The sequence below is a fragment of the Bosea sp. NBC_00550 genome (assembly GCF_026020075.1).
Lineage (GTDB): Bacteria > Pseudomonadota > Alphaproteobacteria > Rhizobiales > Beijerinckiaceae > Allobosea.
Window position 1 is genome coordinate 3,525,172 of the sequence record NZ_CP102772.1, and the last position, 14,916, is coordinate 3,540,087.

Here is a 14,916-nt window from a genome sequence, read left to right on the forward strand (position 1 = left end):
CGCCGGGCGGATCATGACCGATCGTCAACGGCCACGACGACAGGCGTGCGACCGCGCGAACAGCCATCCCCGCCAAACGGGGCCAAATCGCGGCGCCTTCCGCATGACGCGCTTCGGCCGTTCCCGCAAGCCTCTGGACGCAGCCCCGAAAACTGGAATGATACCAAGTTGATTGACCGCCTCCAGCCGATATGTCAGCGTTGCTGACATATTTGCCGCGATGACGGCAGAGCACGAGGCCGGAACAACCGGCCCGTCGGCGGGAACGACGATCCGGGAGGCCGATCATGGCCGAGACACCGCGGAAATCCGGCACCGAGGCGGGCGCGCTGCGCCAGATCGGACTGCGCGAAGTCGCGCTCGACGACAAATACGACCTCGACAAGCGCGAAGTCTTCCTCACCGGCACCCAAGCGGTCGCCCGCATGCTGCTGATGCAGCGCGAGCGGGACCGGCGCGCCGGGCTCGATACCGCCGGCTTCGTCTCGGGCTATCGCGGCTCCCCGCTCGGCGGCCTCGACCAGCAGTTGATGCGCGCGGCCAAGCCGCTCAAGGCGGCCAACATCGTCTTCCAGCCCGGCCTGAACGAGGACCTCGCCGCCACCGCCATCTGGGGCACGCAGCAGGCCGGCTTGAGCGGCGAAGGCAAGCATGACGGCGTCTTCGCGCTCTGGTACGGCAAGGGCCCGGGCGTCGACCGCTCCGGCGACGTCCTGCGCCATGGCAACATGGCCGGCACCGCTCCCCATGGCGGCGTGATCTGCCTGATGGGCGACGACCATACCGCCGAATCCTCGACCAACGCCCACCAGACCGAATTCGTCCTCGTCGACCGGATGATGCCGATCCTCAACCCGGCCGGGGTGCAGGAGATCATCGACTACAGCCTGCACGGCATCGCGCTCTCGCGCTTCGCCTCGGTCTGGGTCGGCATCAAATGCGTCAAGGACAACATCGAATCGACGGCCTCGATCGATGGCTCGCTCGACCGCGTCACGATCGTCGCGCCGACCGATTTCGTCCCGCCGCCGAGCGGCCTCGCCATCCGCCGCGAGCTCGATTTCGTCGAGCAGGAGCGCCGGCTCCATCTCTACAAGCGCGACGCGATGCTGGCCTATCTGCGCGCCAACAAGCTGAACCGCATCGTCACCCATGGCGGGAAGAAGCCGCGCATCGGCATCGCCACGGTCGGGAAATCCTATCTCGACGTGCGCCAGGCCATGGAGGATCTCGGCATCGACGAGGTCCGCGCCAACGATCTCGGCATCCGCCTGTTCAAGCTCGCCTGCCCCTGGCCGATCGACCCGGCCGAGCTGAAGGCCTTCGCCAAAGGCCTCGACCTGATCATGGTGGTCGAGGAGAAGCGCTCGCTGATCGAGGTGCAGGTCCGCGAAGAGCTTTACGGCGCCAAGCACCAGCCGATGGTGATCGGCAAGAAGGATGAGAAGGGCGACTGGCTTTTCCCCGTCCATGGCGCACTCGACCCGAACGACATCGCCATCGCGCTCGGCGGCCGCATCCTGCAATACCGCGACGATCCCGGCCTGCGCGCCCGGCTGGAGGAGATCGCCCAGGCGCAGGGCCGCCTCGCCGAGGCGCAGGAGATCGCGAAGCGCACGCCCTATTTCTGCTCGGGCTGCCCGCACAACTCCTCGACCGTCGTGCCCGAGGGCTCGCGCGCCTATGCCGGCATCGGCTGCCACTACATGGTGCAGTGGATGGACCGCGACACCGCCGGCTTCACCCAGATGGGCGGCGAAGGCGCGAACTGGGTCGGCGAAGCCCCGTTCTCGACCCGCAGCCATGTCTTCCAGAATCTCGGCGACGGCACCTATACCCATTCCGGCTCGCTCGCGATCCGCTGGGCGGTCGCGAGCGGCGTCACCATCACCTACAAGCTGCTCTACAACGACGCCGTCGCCATGACCGGCGGCCAGCAGGCCGAAGGCCATCTCTCTCCCGACCAGATGGCGCGGCAGGTTGCGGCCGAGGGCGTGCAGCGCATCGCCGTCGTCAGCGACGACCCCGGCAAATACCCGCCCGGCACGCAATGGCCTGCCGGCACGACGCTGCACCACCGCGACGAACTCGACGCCGTCCAGCGCGAATTGGCGGTAGCGTCGGGCGTCTCGCTTTTGCTCTACGACCAGACCTGCGCCACCGAGAAGCGGCGGCGGCGCAAGCGCGGCGCCTACCCTGATCCCGACAAGCGCGTCCTCATCAACGAGCTGGTCTGCGAGGGTTGCGGCGATTGCGGCGTGCAGTCGAACTGCGTCTCGGTGCAGCCGCTCGAGACTGAGTTCGGGCGCAAGCGCCAGATCGACCAGTCGAACTGCAATAAGGATTTCTCCTGCCTCAAGGGCTTCTGCCCGTCCTTCGTCACCGTCCACGGCGCGCGGCCGAAGAAGGCCGATCCGCTCAAGCTCGATGCCGGCATGCTCGGCCAGGACGATTTGCCGGAACCCGTCGTGCCGGCGCTCGACCGCAGCTTCGCGGTGATCGTCACCGGCGTCGGCGGCACCGGCGTCGTCACTATAGGTGCCATCCTCGGCATGGCCGCGCATCTCGAAGGCAAGGGCTGCGGCATGATCGACATGGCCGGCCTTGCGCAAAAGGGCGGCGCCGTCTTCAGCCACGTCAAGCTCGCCCCCCGGCCCGACGACATCCACGCCATCCGTGTCGCCGCCGGCCAGGCCGATCTCGTCCTAGGCTGCGACCTCACCGTCACCGGCTCGAAGAAGGTGCTCGGCGCGATCCGGCCGGAGCGCGGCATGGTCATCGTCAACACCGCCGAGAGCCTGCCCGGCGATTTCACCCGCAACGCCGATTTCTCGCTGCCGACCGAGCGGCTGAAACGCGCCATCCTCTCGGCGGCCGGGCGCGACCGGACCCATTTCCTCGATGCCACGGCAGCTGCAGTCGCCTTCCTCGGCAATGCCATCGCCGCCAACATGTTCATGCTCGGCCATGCCTGGCAGCTCGGCACGGTGCCCCTCTCCCGCGAGTCGTTGCTCAGGGCGATCGAACTCAACGGCGAGGCCGTCGCCATGAACCGGCAGGCCTTCGAGCTCGGCCGCCGCGCCGCGCATGATCCGGACGCGCTGATGGAATTGCTGGCGCCGAACCGGGCGGCGACGCCCGCCCGCGAGCTTTCGCACACGCTCGAAGAGATCATCGCCCGCCGCGTCGCCCACCTCACCGCCTATCAGAACGCCGCCTATGCGGCGCGCTACCGCCATCTCGTCGCCCGCGTGCAGACCCGGGAGGCTGCGATGGCGCCCGGCCAGTCCGCGCTCGGCGAAACGGTCGCGCGCTACCTCTTCAAGCTGATGGCCTACAAGGACGAGTACGAAGTCGCCCGCCTCTACAGCGACGGCACCTTCCGCAGGCAGGTCGCAGCGACCTTCGAGGCCGACGGCGCGGACGGCAAGCCGTTGCGCTACGAGTTCCATCTCGCCCCGCCGCTGCTGGGCAGGCGCGACCCGAACACCGGCCTGCCGCGCAAAATCAGCTTCGGCCCGTGGATGATGGGCGCCTTCGGGCTTCTGGCAAGGCTCAAGGGCCTGCGCGGCACCGCCCTGGACCCCTTCGGCTACACGCAGGAGCGCCGCACGGAGCGCAGCCTGATCACGGACTACGAAACCCTGCTGAGCGAGCTGCTGACACGGCTTTCCCCGGAGAACCATGCACTCTGCGTCGCGCTCGCCGCGATCCCGGAGAAGATCCGCGGCTTCGGCCACGTCAAGGAGCGGCATCTGAACGCCGCGAAGGCCGAGCAGGCGGAGTTGCTGACCCAGTTGCGCGATGGACCGCCGGCCACGGCCCTACCGCAGGCGGCGGAGTAGCGCGCCGCTCCGCCTCGTCATGCTCGGGCTCGACCCGAGCATCTCGTGACAAGGAGGCTCCTGAGCCTCTTCCTGAAGGAGATTCTCGAGTCTACGCTCCGCTTCGCCCGAGAATGACGCCACGCCGCCCGAAGCCTGCCCCTTGCGAACCCGGACAGCCGCCATCTTGATCACCCCCGAGGAACTGCGCGCCATCGCCTCCTGGTCCCGCGACCTGTCGCAAGACGAGTTCGAGGAGGCGCGGCGCGGCATTTCCTTCAAGAGCTACGGCAAGGGCGCCTCGATCTGCCATGTCGGCGACCGGTTGGAATCCTGGACCGGCGTCGCCGAGGGGCTGGTCAAGATGGCGACCACGTCCAAGGCCGGGAAATCGGCGACGCTAGCCGGCCTGCGCGCCGGCGCCTGGTTCGGCGAGGGCACCGTGATCAAGGCCGAGCCGAGACGCTACGAATTGGTGGCGCTGCGCGAGTCGCGGATCGCCCTGATGCGCCGCTCGACCTTCCTCTGGCTGTTCGAGCATTCGGCGGCCTTCAACCGCTTCCTCGTCCACCAGTTCAACGAGCGCCTCGCCCAGTTCATCTCGCTCGCCGAGACCGAGCGCACGCTCGATTCCACCGGCCGCCTCGCCCGCAATCTCGCCTGGCTGTTCAACCCGACCCTCTACCCCGATCTCGGCCGCACCCTGGCGATATCGCAGGAGGAGCTCGGCATGCTCGCCGGCATCTCCAGGCAGATGGCCAATCAGGGTCTGGCGAAGCTCGCCGATCTCGGCATGATCGAGATCGGCCATGGCAGCATCACCATCCGCGACCTCAACAAGCTGACCCGCTACGAAGGTTGAGACGTCCTTCACGGCACCAATCCGCACTTCGCGCGTTGCCTTTCTCGAACAGCCCCGAGCTGAGTAAAGGAACGACGCGATGTTTGGCTTCTTCGACACGCTCATGAAACGGGTCAACGACCAGGCCGCCGAATACGCCGCCGCCCAGTCGAAGGTCGCGAGCCGCGCATGGGAAGGTTGGTTCGACCCCTTCCATGTCCTTCAACCGGCAAAGGTCACTGCCGAGCGCCCGATGCGTGGCAAGGCATCCCGCAGCGAACCCGCAGCGCGGGGCGGCCGGTCTTTCTGAACGGCAGCCAACCCAGCCGTTCAGGCTTTGTTGGGCCGAGGACTGGTCTGATCGGGTTCATCAACCGAAGGAGACGACCATGCGTAGCTTCCTGATGGCCGCCGGCCTCGCCCTCGCCGCGATCGCGGCAACGCCAGCCGGCGCGACGACCCCGTCCATTGCACAGACCGAAGCGCTGGACAGGCTGCCCGCCGAATATACTCGCCACACCCGCGAGCACCGCGAGTGGGAAATCCAGCACAACATGGAGCGGCAGCAGCGCCGTGACTACTATCGTCAAGGCCGTGGCTATGACCGCGGCTACGGCTATGAGCGCCGCTATGGCGGTCCGCCGCCGCATGCTCCGGCCTATGGCTACCGCCGGAACTATTACGAGCGTTACTGACCCTCGCCGCCGTCCTGGCCCGCCCGCAGTTCGTCCGAGCTGCGGGCGGTTTTTTTGCGTAAGACTTTCGTTGCACGCAATAGCGACGTGCCGCCGCCCTGCCGGCAGCGCCAGAAATCACGGTAAATTGAACGAGATCTGGGGCGAAACTCGGGGCAGCAGTCGCTGAGCAGACTTCGGCGGGATAATAGTCACCAAAAGACGAATTGTCTGTCAAGCGGGTCCTTGCGAAGATGATGGCCGCCTGCAAGTCTTGCATGACAACGAGACCGGAAACCGGCTCACAGGAAGCTGCCACGACGCATGGCGGCTCGTCAGGGGAGAACGCAATCGTGGCAAGCGGCACCGCCGGCCAGGCGGATACCTTTCCGAAATTGCTGTTGCGCAATGCCAGGGAGCGCGCCTCGCGGGTCGCGTTTCGTCACAAGGATCTCGGGATCTGGCAGTCCTGGAACTGGGCCGAGGTGGCTGAGCACGTCCGCAATTTCGCCAAGGGGCTGCAGGATCTCGGGCTGAAGCGCGGCGAGAAGGTCGCGATCATCGGCTACAACCGGCCGCGGCTGTACTGGTCGATGTGCGCGGCGCAGTGGATCGGCGCCATCCCCGTGCCGGTCTACGCCGATGGCGTCGCCGAGGAGATGGCCTATGTCCTCGACCATGCCGAGGCCGTCTTCGCCGTGGTGCAGGACCAGGAGCAGGTCGACAAGCTGCTCTCCATCGCCGACCGGCTGCCGCATCTCAGGCACATGCTCTATGACGAGCCGCGCGGCCTGCGCGACTACGACCACACCAAGCTTCACGCCATCGAGACGGTGATCCAGGCCGGCGCGAAGGCGCTTCAGGACCAGCAGGCCGAGGCCACGCTCGCCCGCGAGATGGAGCAGGGCAAGGGCTCCGACCTCGGCATCATCCTCTACACCTCCGGCACCACCGGGCGCCCCAAGGGCGTGATGCTCAGCCACTACAACGTCATCGTCGCCGCCGAGATCGGCTGCGGCTTCGATGGGCTGAACGAGAGGGACGAGGTCATCGCCTATCTGCCGATCGCCTGGGTCGGCGACCACATCTTCTCCTACGCGCAGGCGATGCTGGCCGGTTTCTGCGTCAACTGCCCGGAAAGCCCGGACACCGTCATCGACGACCGCCGCGAGGTCGGCACCACCTATGCCTTCGCCCCACCGCGCGTCTTCGAGAACATGCTGACCCTCACCATGGTGCGCATGGAGGATGCGAGCGCCCTGAAGCGCAAGGCGTTCCATTACTTCCTCGGCGTCGCCAAGCAATACGGCGAGAAGATCCTGAACGGCGAGAGCGTGCCGCTGAAGGGCCGGCTGCTCTACAAGCTCGGCGACATGCTGGTCTACGGCCCGCTGCGCAATCGCTTCGGCCTGACCAACATCAAGGTCGGCTACACCGCCGGCGAGGCCATCGGCCCCGAGCTCTTCCGCTTCTACCGCTCGATCGGCGTCAACCTGAAGCAGCTCTACGGCCAGACCGAGGCCGGGGTGTACATCACCATGCAGCCCAACGGCGAGATCAAGGCCGATACGGTCGGCAAGCCGGCGCCGCTGGTCGAGATCCGCATCGACGACAATGGCGAGGTGCTCTACCGCTCGCCCTCCATCTTCGGCGGCTACTACAAGGACCCGGACAAGACCGCCGAGACGATGACGGCCGACGGCTATGTCCGCTCCGGTGATGCCGGCTTCTTCGACGAGGGCGGCCACCTCAAGATCATCGACCGGGCCAAGGATGTCGGCAAGCTCAACAGCGGCGACCTCTTCCCGCCGAAATACATCGAGAACAAGCTGAAGTTCTATCCGAACATCAAGGAGGTCGTGGCCTTCGGCCAGGGCCGCGACTATGCCACCGTCGCGCTCAATATCGACCTCACCGCCGTCGGCAACTGGGCCGAGCGCAACAACGTGGTCTATGCCTCCTATCAGGAACTGGCCGGCCACGATCTCGTCTACGACATGATCGCCAAGCACGTCGACGAGGTGAACCGCTCGCTTGCCGGCGAGCCGATGATGGGCGGCGCTCAGATCAAGCGCTTCCTCATCCTGCACAAGGAACTCGATGCCGACGACGGCGAATTGACCCGCACCCAGAAGGTCCGCCGCGGCTTCATCGCCGAGCGCTACGCGCCGCTGGTTGCCGCGCTCTATGACGGATCGGAAGCGGCGGATATCTCGACGGAAGTGACCTTCGAGGACGGCCGCAAGGGTGCCATCTCGGCCCGCGTCAAGGTGCGCGACGCCACTCTCTATCCGGTGGCTCCGCAGGAGGCGCCGGCAGCGGCGAAGGCGGCATGAACGCGGAGCCGATGAACGTGACGGGCACCCCCATCAGCGCCAAGGGCGAAACCCTGCTCTCGGTCGAGAACATCTCGCTGCGCTTCGGCGGCGTGAAGGCGATCACCGACGTCTCCTTCGACATCCGCAAGGGCGAGATCCGGGCCATCATCGGCCCCAACGGCGCCGGCAAGACCTCGATGCTCAACTGCATCAACGGCTTCTACCAGCCGCAGGAAGGCCAGATCGTCTTCAAGGGCGAGCGCCGCGCCAAGATGCGCCCGCATCGCGCCGCCGCCGGCGGCATCGCCCGCACCTTCCAGAACGTCGCGCTGTTCAAGGGTATGTCGACGCTCGACAACATCATGACCGGCCGCACCCTCAAGATGAAGAAGGGCTTCTTCTGGCAGGCTTTGCGCCACGGCCCGGCGATGCAGGAGGAGATCGAGCATCGCCGCGTCGTCGAGGACATCATCGACTTCCTGCAGATCGAGCACATCCGCAAGCTGCCGGTCGGCAAGCTGCCCTACGGCCTGCAGAAGCGCGTCGAGCTCGGCCGCGCGCTGGCGATGGAGCCCGAGTTGCTTCTGCTCGACGAGCCGATGGCCGGCATGAACCTCGAGGAGAAGGAGGACATGTGCCGCTTCATCCTCGACGTGAACAACCAGTTCGGCACGACGATTGCGCTGATCGAGCACGATATGGGCGTGGTCATGGACCTCTCCGACCGCGTCGTCGTGCTCGAATACGGCCGCAAGATCGCCGACGGCACACCCGACGAGGTCAAGGCCAACCAGCGCGTCATCGACGCCTATCTGGGAGTGGCGCACTGATGACAGCTCTCCCCCTCTTTCTCAGCCCTCATCCTGAGGAGCGCTCCGCAGGAGCGCGTCTCGAAGGATGCTCCAGTGGGCTCTTCCCGCGCGAGCTGAACCATCCTTCGAGACGCCGCTTCGCGGCTCCTCAGGATGAGGGCTCGTTTGTGTTGCCGATAATCTGGAAGGCGCAGCCATGAGCGACGTCGCCACCCGCCCCGCGCCGAGCCTTCTTGCCAATCCCTGGATCAAGGCCGGCCTGATCCTCGCCGCCATCGTGATCGCCGCGATCGTCGGCGCGCGGCTCGACGGCTCCGGCACGCTTCATGCCATCTTCGTCGATCCGTTCCAGCAGATGGCGCAGGCGCCCGACCTGCTCGTGCAGACGATCTGGGAGGGCCTCGTCTCCGGCGTGCTCTACGCCCTGATCGCGCTCGGCTTCGTCCTGATCTTCAAGGCGTCGGGCGTGTTCAACTTCGCCCAGGGCATCATGGTGGTGTTCGCGGCGCTGACGCTGGTCGGCCTCTACGAGAAGGGCGTGCCGGCCTTCCTTGCCGTCATCATCACGCTCGGCGTCATGTTCGCGCTGGCCGTCACCATCGAGCGCGTGGTGCTGCGGCCCCTGGTCAACCAGCCCGACATCATCCTGTTCATGGCGACCTTCGGCATCACCTATTTCCTGATCGGCTTCGGCGAAGCCCTGTTTGGCGGCAATCCCAAGCAGATGATCGCCGACCAGCTTTATCTGCCCAAGGGCGCGCTCGATCTGCAGATTCTGGGCGGACTGGTCTCGCTGCAGAAGATCGACATCGCCGCCGCGATCATCGCCTCGCTGATGATCGCTGCGCTTGCCGCCTTCTTCCAGTACACCCGCATCGGGCGCGCGCTGCGGGCCGTCGCCGATAGCCACAAGGCGGCGCTCTCGGTCGGCATTTCGCTCAACCAGATCTGGGTCATCGTCTGGTTCACCGCCGGCATCGTGGCGCTGATCACCGGCATCATGTGGGGCGCGCGCTCGGACGTCTCCTTCGCGCTCGAGATCGTCGCGCTGAAGGCGCTGCCGGTGCTGATCCTCGGCGGCTTCACCTCAATCCCGGGCGCCATCGTCGGCGGGCTCATCATCGGCATCGGCGAGAAGCTCGGCGAGTTCTACTGGGGCCCGCTGATCGGCGGCGGCATCGAGAGCTGGCTCGCCTATTTCATTGCGCTGGGCTTCCTGCTGTTCAGGCCTCAGGGCCTGTTCGGCGACAAGATCATCGAGAGGATCTGACGGCGATGCGGACGAACCTCTCCGTCATTCCAGGGCGATCCGCAGGATCGAGCCCGGAACCCATAAACGCAGGTGGCGCCGGCAAAGGCGCGACCTCCTCGCAGCCGACAATGTTCATGGATTCCAGGCTCGGCGCTTCGCGTCGCCCCGGAATGACGGTGTAACCATGCTCTACCGCGAGGCCGGCCAGTACAAATCGACCTATTCCGCCGACATGGCCGTCTTCCCCCTGCGGGAAGACCGGATCGGGCTCGGCATCATCCTGGCGATCGCGCTCGTCGCGATCCCCTTCTTCGGCAGCGACTTCTTCATCGCCTCGGTGATGATCCCCTTCCTGGTCTTCTCGCTCGCCGCGATCGGGCTCAACATCCTCACCGGCTATACCGGGCTGATCTCGCTCGGCACCGCCGCCTTCATGGGTGTCGGCGCCTATGCCTGCTACAAGCTGACGACCGTCTTCCCGAACGTGAACATCATCGTCCTGATTCTCGTCTCCGGGCTGTTCTCTGCCGGCATCGGCGTGCTCTTCGGCCTGCCCTCGCTGCGCATCAAGGGCTTCTATCTCGCCGTCGCGACGCTCGCCGCGCAGTTCTTCCTGCAATGGGCCTTCGTGCGCGTGCCCTGGCTGTTCAACTACAATGCCTCCGGCGCCATCGAGGTGCCGCAGCGCACGCTCTTCGGCATCCCGCTCACCGGCGCCTCCGCCACGCCCGAGACGCGCTATTTCGTCTGCCTCGGCCTCGTCGTGGTGCTGACCTGGTTCGCCTCGAACCTGGTGCATGGCAAGCTGGGCCGGTCGTGGATGGCCGTGCGCGACATGGACATCGCCGCCGAGCTGATGGGCATCAAGCTGCTCAACGCCAAGCTGATGGCCTTCGCCGTCTCGTCCTATTTCGCCGGCGTCGCCGGGGCGATGATGATCTTCCTCTGGTACGGCGGCGGCGAGGCGGCAGACGTGTTCTCGATCCGCCTCTCCTTCAACATCCTGTTCATGGTCATCATCGGCGGCCTGGGCTCGCTGATCGGCTCCTTCTTCGGCGCGGCCTTCCTCTCGATCCTGCCGACGGCGCTGAAATTCGGCCTGCCGGCGCTCGGTGTCCCGATCGCGGGCGCCGCCGCCGAGCATGTCACCTTCATGGTGGTCGGCGCGCTGATCATCCTCTTCCTGATCGTCGAGCCGCACGGCCTCGCCCGGCTCTGGCAGATCGGGAAGCAGAAATTGCGCACATGGCCCTTCCCTTACTGAATCGGCCCTTGCCCTATTGAGGCTCAAGGGAAGGCCCAAGAAACGACCGGCGACATCGAAGCGCCGGCGCATAAAGACCGATCCGACAGCAGTCTGGTCGGGAGGAAACGAACGGAGGAAGTCCATGAAGACCAGCAATCTGATGAAGGGCGCGGCATTCGGAGCCCTGCTCGCGGCGGCCGGCGCGGTCGCCCCGGCTGCGGCGCAGGACAGCGTCTACTTCGCCAACAACGCCTATCGCACCGGCCCCTTCTCGGGTTCCGGCATCCCGATCGGCGACGGCATGCGTGACTACATCACCATGATCAATGAGCGCGACGGCGGCGTGAACGGCGTCAAGATCGTCTACGAGGAGTGCGAGACCGGCTACGACACCAAGAAGTCGATCGAGTGCTACGAGCAGGCCAAATCGAAGAACACGATCGTCTACTCGCCCTGGTCGACCGGGGCTACGCTCGCCGCGATCCCGCGCGCCCATGTCGACAAGATCCCGATCCTGTCGATGGCCTATGGCCTTTCGGCTTCGGCGGATGGTACCGCCTTCCCCTGGGTGTTCATTCCGCCCTTCACTTATTGGGACGGCGCTTCGCTGATGGTGAAGCACATGGCCGCCGAACTCGGCGGCATGGACAAGCTCAAGGGCAAGAAGCTCGGCCTGATCCATCTCGATGCGCCCTTCGGCAAGGAGCCTATCCCGGTGCTCGAGAACCTCGCCAAGAAGTACGGGTTCGAGGTCAAGCTCTATCCGGTTGCCGCCGCCGACATGCAGAACCAGGGCTCGCTTTGGCTCTCGATCCGCCGCGACCGGCCCGACTACCTCTACAACCAGGGCTGGGGCGCGATGAACCCGACCGCGGTCAAGGAGGCGATCAAAAACAACTTCCCGATCAACAAGCTGGTCGGCGTCTGGTGGGCCGGCGGTGACGACGACGCGCGCGCCGGCGGGCCGGAGGCGAAGGGCTACAAGTCGCTCAACCTGAATGCGGCCGGCACCAATTTCCCGGCGATTCAGGACATCCAGAAGTATGTCGTGGAGAAGGGCAAGAGCCTCGCGCCGAAGGATAAGGTCGGCGAGAACCTCTATAACCGCGGCGTCTACAACTCGATGCTCGTGGTCGAGGCGATGCGCAATGCCCAGAAGCTGACCGGCAAGAAGGTCGTCACCTCAGAGGACATGCGCCGCGGCCTGGAAACCCTCAACATCACCGAGGCCAGGCTGAAGGAAATCGGCATGGAAGGCTTCGCCACGCCGACCACGATCTCCTGCACCGACCATTCCGGCCACAGCAAGGCCTATGTCGCGGAGTGGGACGGTACGAAATGGACCAAGAAGGGCGACTGGCTCGAACCCCTCAAGGAGGAGGTCCGGCCGCTGATCGAGGCCAACGCCAAGGACTACACCGAAAAGGCCGGCACCTGGCCGAAGCGGACCGAGTCCTGCGAGAAGTCATCCTGATCTGACGAGGCGCCGCGGCTCCCTTCTCCCCTTGCGGGAGAAGAGAGCTCGGCGAAGCCGAGACGGATGAGGGGTCGCGCGTCCTTGGACGTTTGCGACTCTCCACGAGAAATCCCGACGCGCAGCGCGACCCCTCATCCGGCGCTGCGCGCCACCTTCTCCCGCAAGGGAAGAAGGGGAGGAGCTGCGATGTCCACCGCCACCCTCGAAAAACCCGCCGCTGCGACCGCGAGCGACACCATCCTGTCGCTCAACAATATCGAGGTCATCTACGACCATGTCGTGCTGGTGCTGAAGGGCGTCTCGCTCACCGTGCCGCGCCAGGGCATCGTCGCGATCCTCGGTGCCAACGGCGCCGGCAAGACCACGACGCTGAAGGCAATCTCCAACCTGCTCAAGGCCGAGCGCGGCGAGGTCACCAAGGGCTCAATCGTGTTCGACGGCGAGCGCGTCGACAAGCTGTCGCCGAACGAGCTCGTCAAGCGAGGCTGCATCCAGGTGATGGAAGGCCGGCACTGCTTCGGCCATCTCTCGATCGAGGAAAACCTGCTGACCGGCGCCTTCACACGCCGCGACGGCAACGCCGCGATCAAGCGCGACCTCGAGAAGATCTACGAGCTGTTCCCGCGCCTCAAGCAGCGGCGCAATTCGCAGGCCGGCTACACCTCCGGCGGCGAGCAGCAGATGTGCGCGGTCGGCCGCGCCATGATGTCGAAGCCGAAGATGATCCTGCTCGACGAGCCCTCGATGGGGCTCGCCCCGCAGATCGTCGAGGAGATCTTCGAGATCGTGCGCCGCCTCAACGCCGAGGACGGCGTCTCCTTTCTCGTCGCCGAGCAGAACACCAACATGGCGCTGCGCTACGCCACCTATGGCTACATCATGGAGACCGGCCGCGTCGTCATGGACGGCGAGGCCAAGATGCTGCGCGAGAACGAGGACGTGAAGGAATTCTACCTTGGCGTCGCCGAGGGCAACAAGAAGTCCTTCCGCGAGGTGAAGAGCTACAAGCGCCGCAAGCGCTGGCTCTCGTGACCGGCCGCATGTCTCCTGGACCATGTCATCCCGGACAAGCGGCGAAGCCGCGCCGATCCGGGATCCATGCCGGAGCATTGCTGAAAAGAGTTCAGGCATGGATCCCAGGTTTACGCTTCGCTTCGCCCGGGATGACCACGCTGGTTCATAGTTGATCTGAGGACGCTTCGATGACCGAGCATTACGACGCGCTCGAAACCCGCTCGGCGGACGAACGCGAGGCCGATCTCTTCGCGCGGCTGCCGAAGCTGATCGCCGCCGCCATCGACGCTCCGGCCTATGCCGAGCGCCTGCGCGGCGTCGACCCCTCCTCCATCACCGACCGCAAGGCACTGGCGCGCCTGCCCGTGCTGCGCAAGTCCGATCTGCCCGCGCTTCAGAAGGAGGCGCTGCCTTTCGGCGGCCTCGTCGCGGCCTCGCCCGGCTCCTTCGGCCGGCTCTTCACCTCGCCCGGCCCGATCTTCGAGCCCGAGGGCACTGCCGCCGACGCCTGGAATGCCGCGCGCGGTCTCCATGCCGCCGGGTTCCGGCCGGGCGACATCGTGTTGAACACGCTGAGCTATCACCTGACGCCGGGCGGATTCATCATGGATTCCGCCGCCCGCGCCGTCGGCTGCGCCGTGATCCCGGCCGGGCCCGGCAACACCGAGCAGCAGGTGGAAGTGATCTCCGCCTACCGCCCGAGCGCTTATACCGGCACGCCCGACTTCCTCAAGATCCTGATCGAGGCGGCGGATGCGCGCGGCGTCGACATCTCCTCGATCAGGCGCGCCGTCGTCTCAGGCGCCGCCTTCCCGCCCTCGCTGCAGGCCTGGGTCAGGGAGCGTGGCATCGAAGCCTATCAGATCTATGCCACCGCCGATGTCGGCGTCATCGCCTACGAAACCCCGGCACGCGAAGGCATGGTGCTGAACGAGAACCTGATCGTCGAGATCGTCCGCCCCGGCACCGGCGATCCGGTTCCGGAGGGCGAGGTCGGCGAGGTCGTCATCACCAATCTCGACCCGCATCACCCGCAGATCAGGCTCGCCGTCGGTGACCTCACTGCCGTCCTGCCCGGGCTGAGCGCATGCGGGCGTAGCAACACGCGCATCAAGGGCTGGATGGGCCGCGCCGACCAGACCGCCAAGATCAAGGGCATGTTCGTGCGCCCCGAGCAGGTCGCCGAAATCGCCAAGCGCCACGCCGAGATCGCCAAGCTCAGGCTCGTCGTCGGCCGCGCCAACGAAGTCGACACCATGACCCTCAAGGCCGAGATCTACGCCGAGCCGAAAGGTTTGATCGACGCGGTCTCGTCGACGCTGCAGCAGGTCACCAAACTGAAGGGAACTGTGGAAGTCCTGCCGCTCGGCGCCCTGCCGAACGACGGCAAGGTCATCGCCGATGAGCGCCCGGTGGGGTGAACTCGGCCGTCATTCTCGGGCGAAGCGCAGGTTCGAC

General features: G+C 65.9%; 11 protein-coding genes. All 11 read left to right on the forward strand.

Features of this window, described 5'->3' with window-relative positions:
- Positions 1-287: 287 nt before the first annotated feature.
- The 11 genes from NWE53_RS16935 (at position 288) to NWE53_RS16985 (ending at position 14,879) form a co-directional block, all read left to right on the forward strand.
- Entirely contained in the window at positions 288-3,845 is a 3,558-nt protein-coding gene (locus tag NWE53_RS16935; RefSeq protein WP_265050546.1) for an indolepyruvate ferredoxin oxidoreductase family protein, read from the forward strand.
- A 166-nt stretch (positions 3,846-4,011) separates the two neighbouring features.
- Positions 4,012-4,686, forward strand: a complete 675-nt coding sequence (locus tag NWE53_RS16940; RefSeq protein WP_265050547.1) for a Crp/Fnr family transcriptional regulator — start codon at positions 4,012-4,014, stop codon at positions 4,684-4,686.
- A 79-nt stretch (positions 4,687-4,765) separates the two neighbouring features.
- Positions 4,766-4,975: a hypothetical protein gene (locus NWE53_RS16945; protein ID WP_265050548.1), complete on the forward strand. Its 210-nt coding sequence runs from the start codon at positions 4,766-4,768 to the stop codon at positions 4,973-4,975.
- Positions 4,976-5,054: 79 nt separating this feature from the next.
- A complete protein-coding gene (locus tag NWE53_RS16950) occupies positions 5,055-5,360 on the forward strand; it encodes a hypothetical protein (protein ID WP_265050549.1) in 306 nt (101 codons plus the stop codon).
- A gap of 329 nt (positions 5,361-5,689) precedes the next feature.
- Positions 5,690-7,675 carry an AMP-dependent synthetase/ligase gene (locus NWE53_RS16955; protein WP_265054932.1) on the forward strand — a complete coding sequence of 662 codons (1,986 nt, stop codon included), beginning with the start codon at positions 5,690-5,692 and terminating at the stop codon, positions 7,673-7,675.
- Between the two features lie 11 nt (positions 7,676-7,686).
- Positions 7,687-8,487 (forward strand): ABC transporter ATP-binding protein, encoded by an 801-nt coding sequence (locus NWE53_RS16960; protein WP_442865039.1) that lies wholly within the window; start codon positions 7,687-7,689, stop codon positions 8,485-8,487.
- Positions 8,488-8,824: 337 nt separating this feature from the next.
- Positions 8,825-9,739, forward strand: a complete 915-nt coding sequence (locus NWE53_RS16965; protein ID WP_265054933.1) for a branched-chain amino acid ABC transporter permease — start codon at positions 8,825-8,827, stop codon at positions 9,737-9,739.
- A gap of 166 nt (positions 9,740-9,905) precedes the next feature.
- Entirely contained in the window at positions 9,906-10,985 is a 1,080-nt protein-coding gene (locus NWE53_RS16970; protein ID WP_265050551.1) for a branched-chain amino acid ABC transporter permease, read from the forward strand.
- Positions 10,986-11,109: 124 nt separating this feature from the next.
- Entirely contained in the window at positions 11,110-12,441 is a 1,332-nt protein-coding gene (locus tag NWE53_RS16975; protein ID WP_265050552.1) for an ABC transporter substrate-binding protein, read from the forward strand.
- Between the two features lie 189 nt (positions 12,442-12,630).
- Positions 12,631-13,476 carry an ABC transporter ATP-binding protein gene (locus NWE53_RS16980; RefSeq protein ID WP_265050553.1) on the forward strand — a complete coding sequence of 282 codons (846 nt, stop codon included), beginning with the start codon at positions 12,631-12,633 and terminating at the stop codon, positions 13,474-13,476.
- Positions 13,477-13,646: 170 nt separating this feature from the next.
- A complete protein-coding gene (locus NWE53_RS16985; RefSeq protein ID WP_265050554.1) occupies positions 13,647-14,879 on the forward strand; it encodes a phenylacetate--CoA ligase family protein in 1,233 nt (410 codons plus the stop codon).
- Positions 14,880-14,916: the final 37 nt, after the last annotated feature.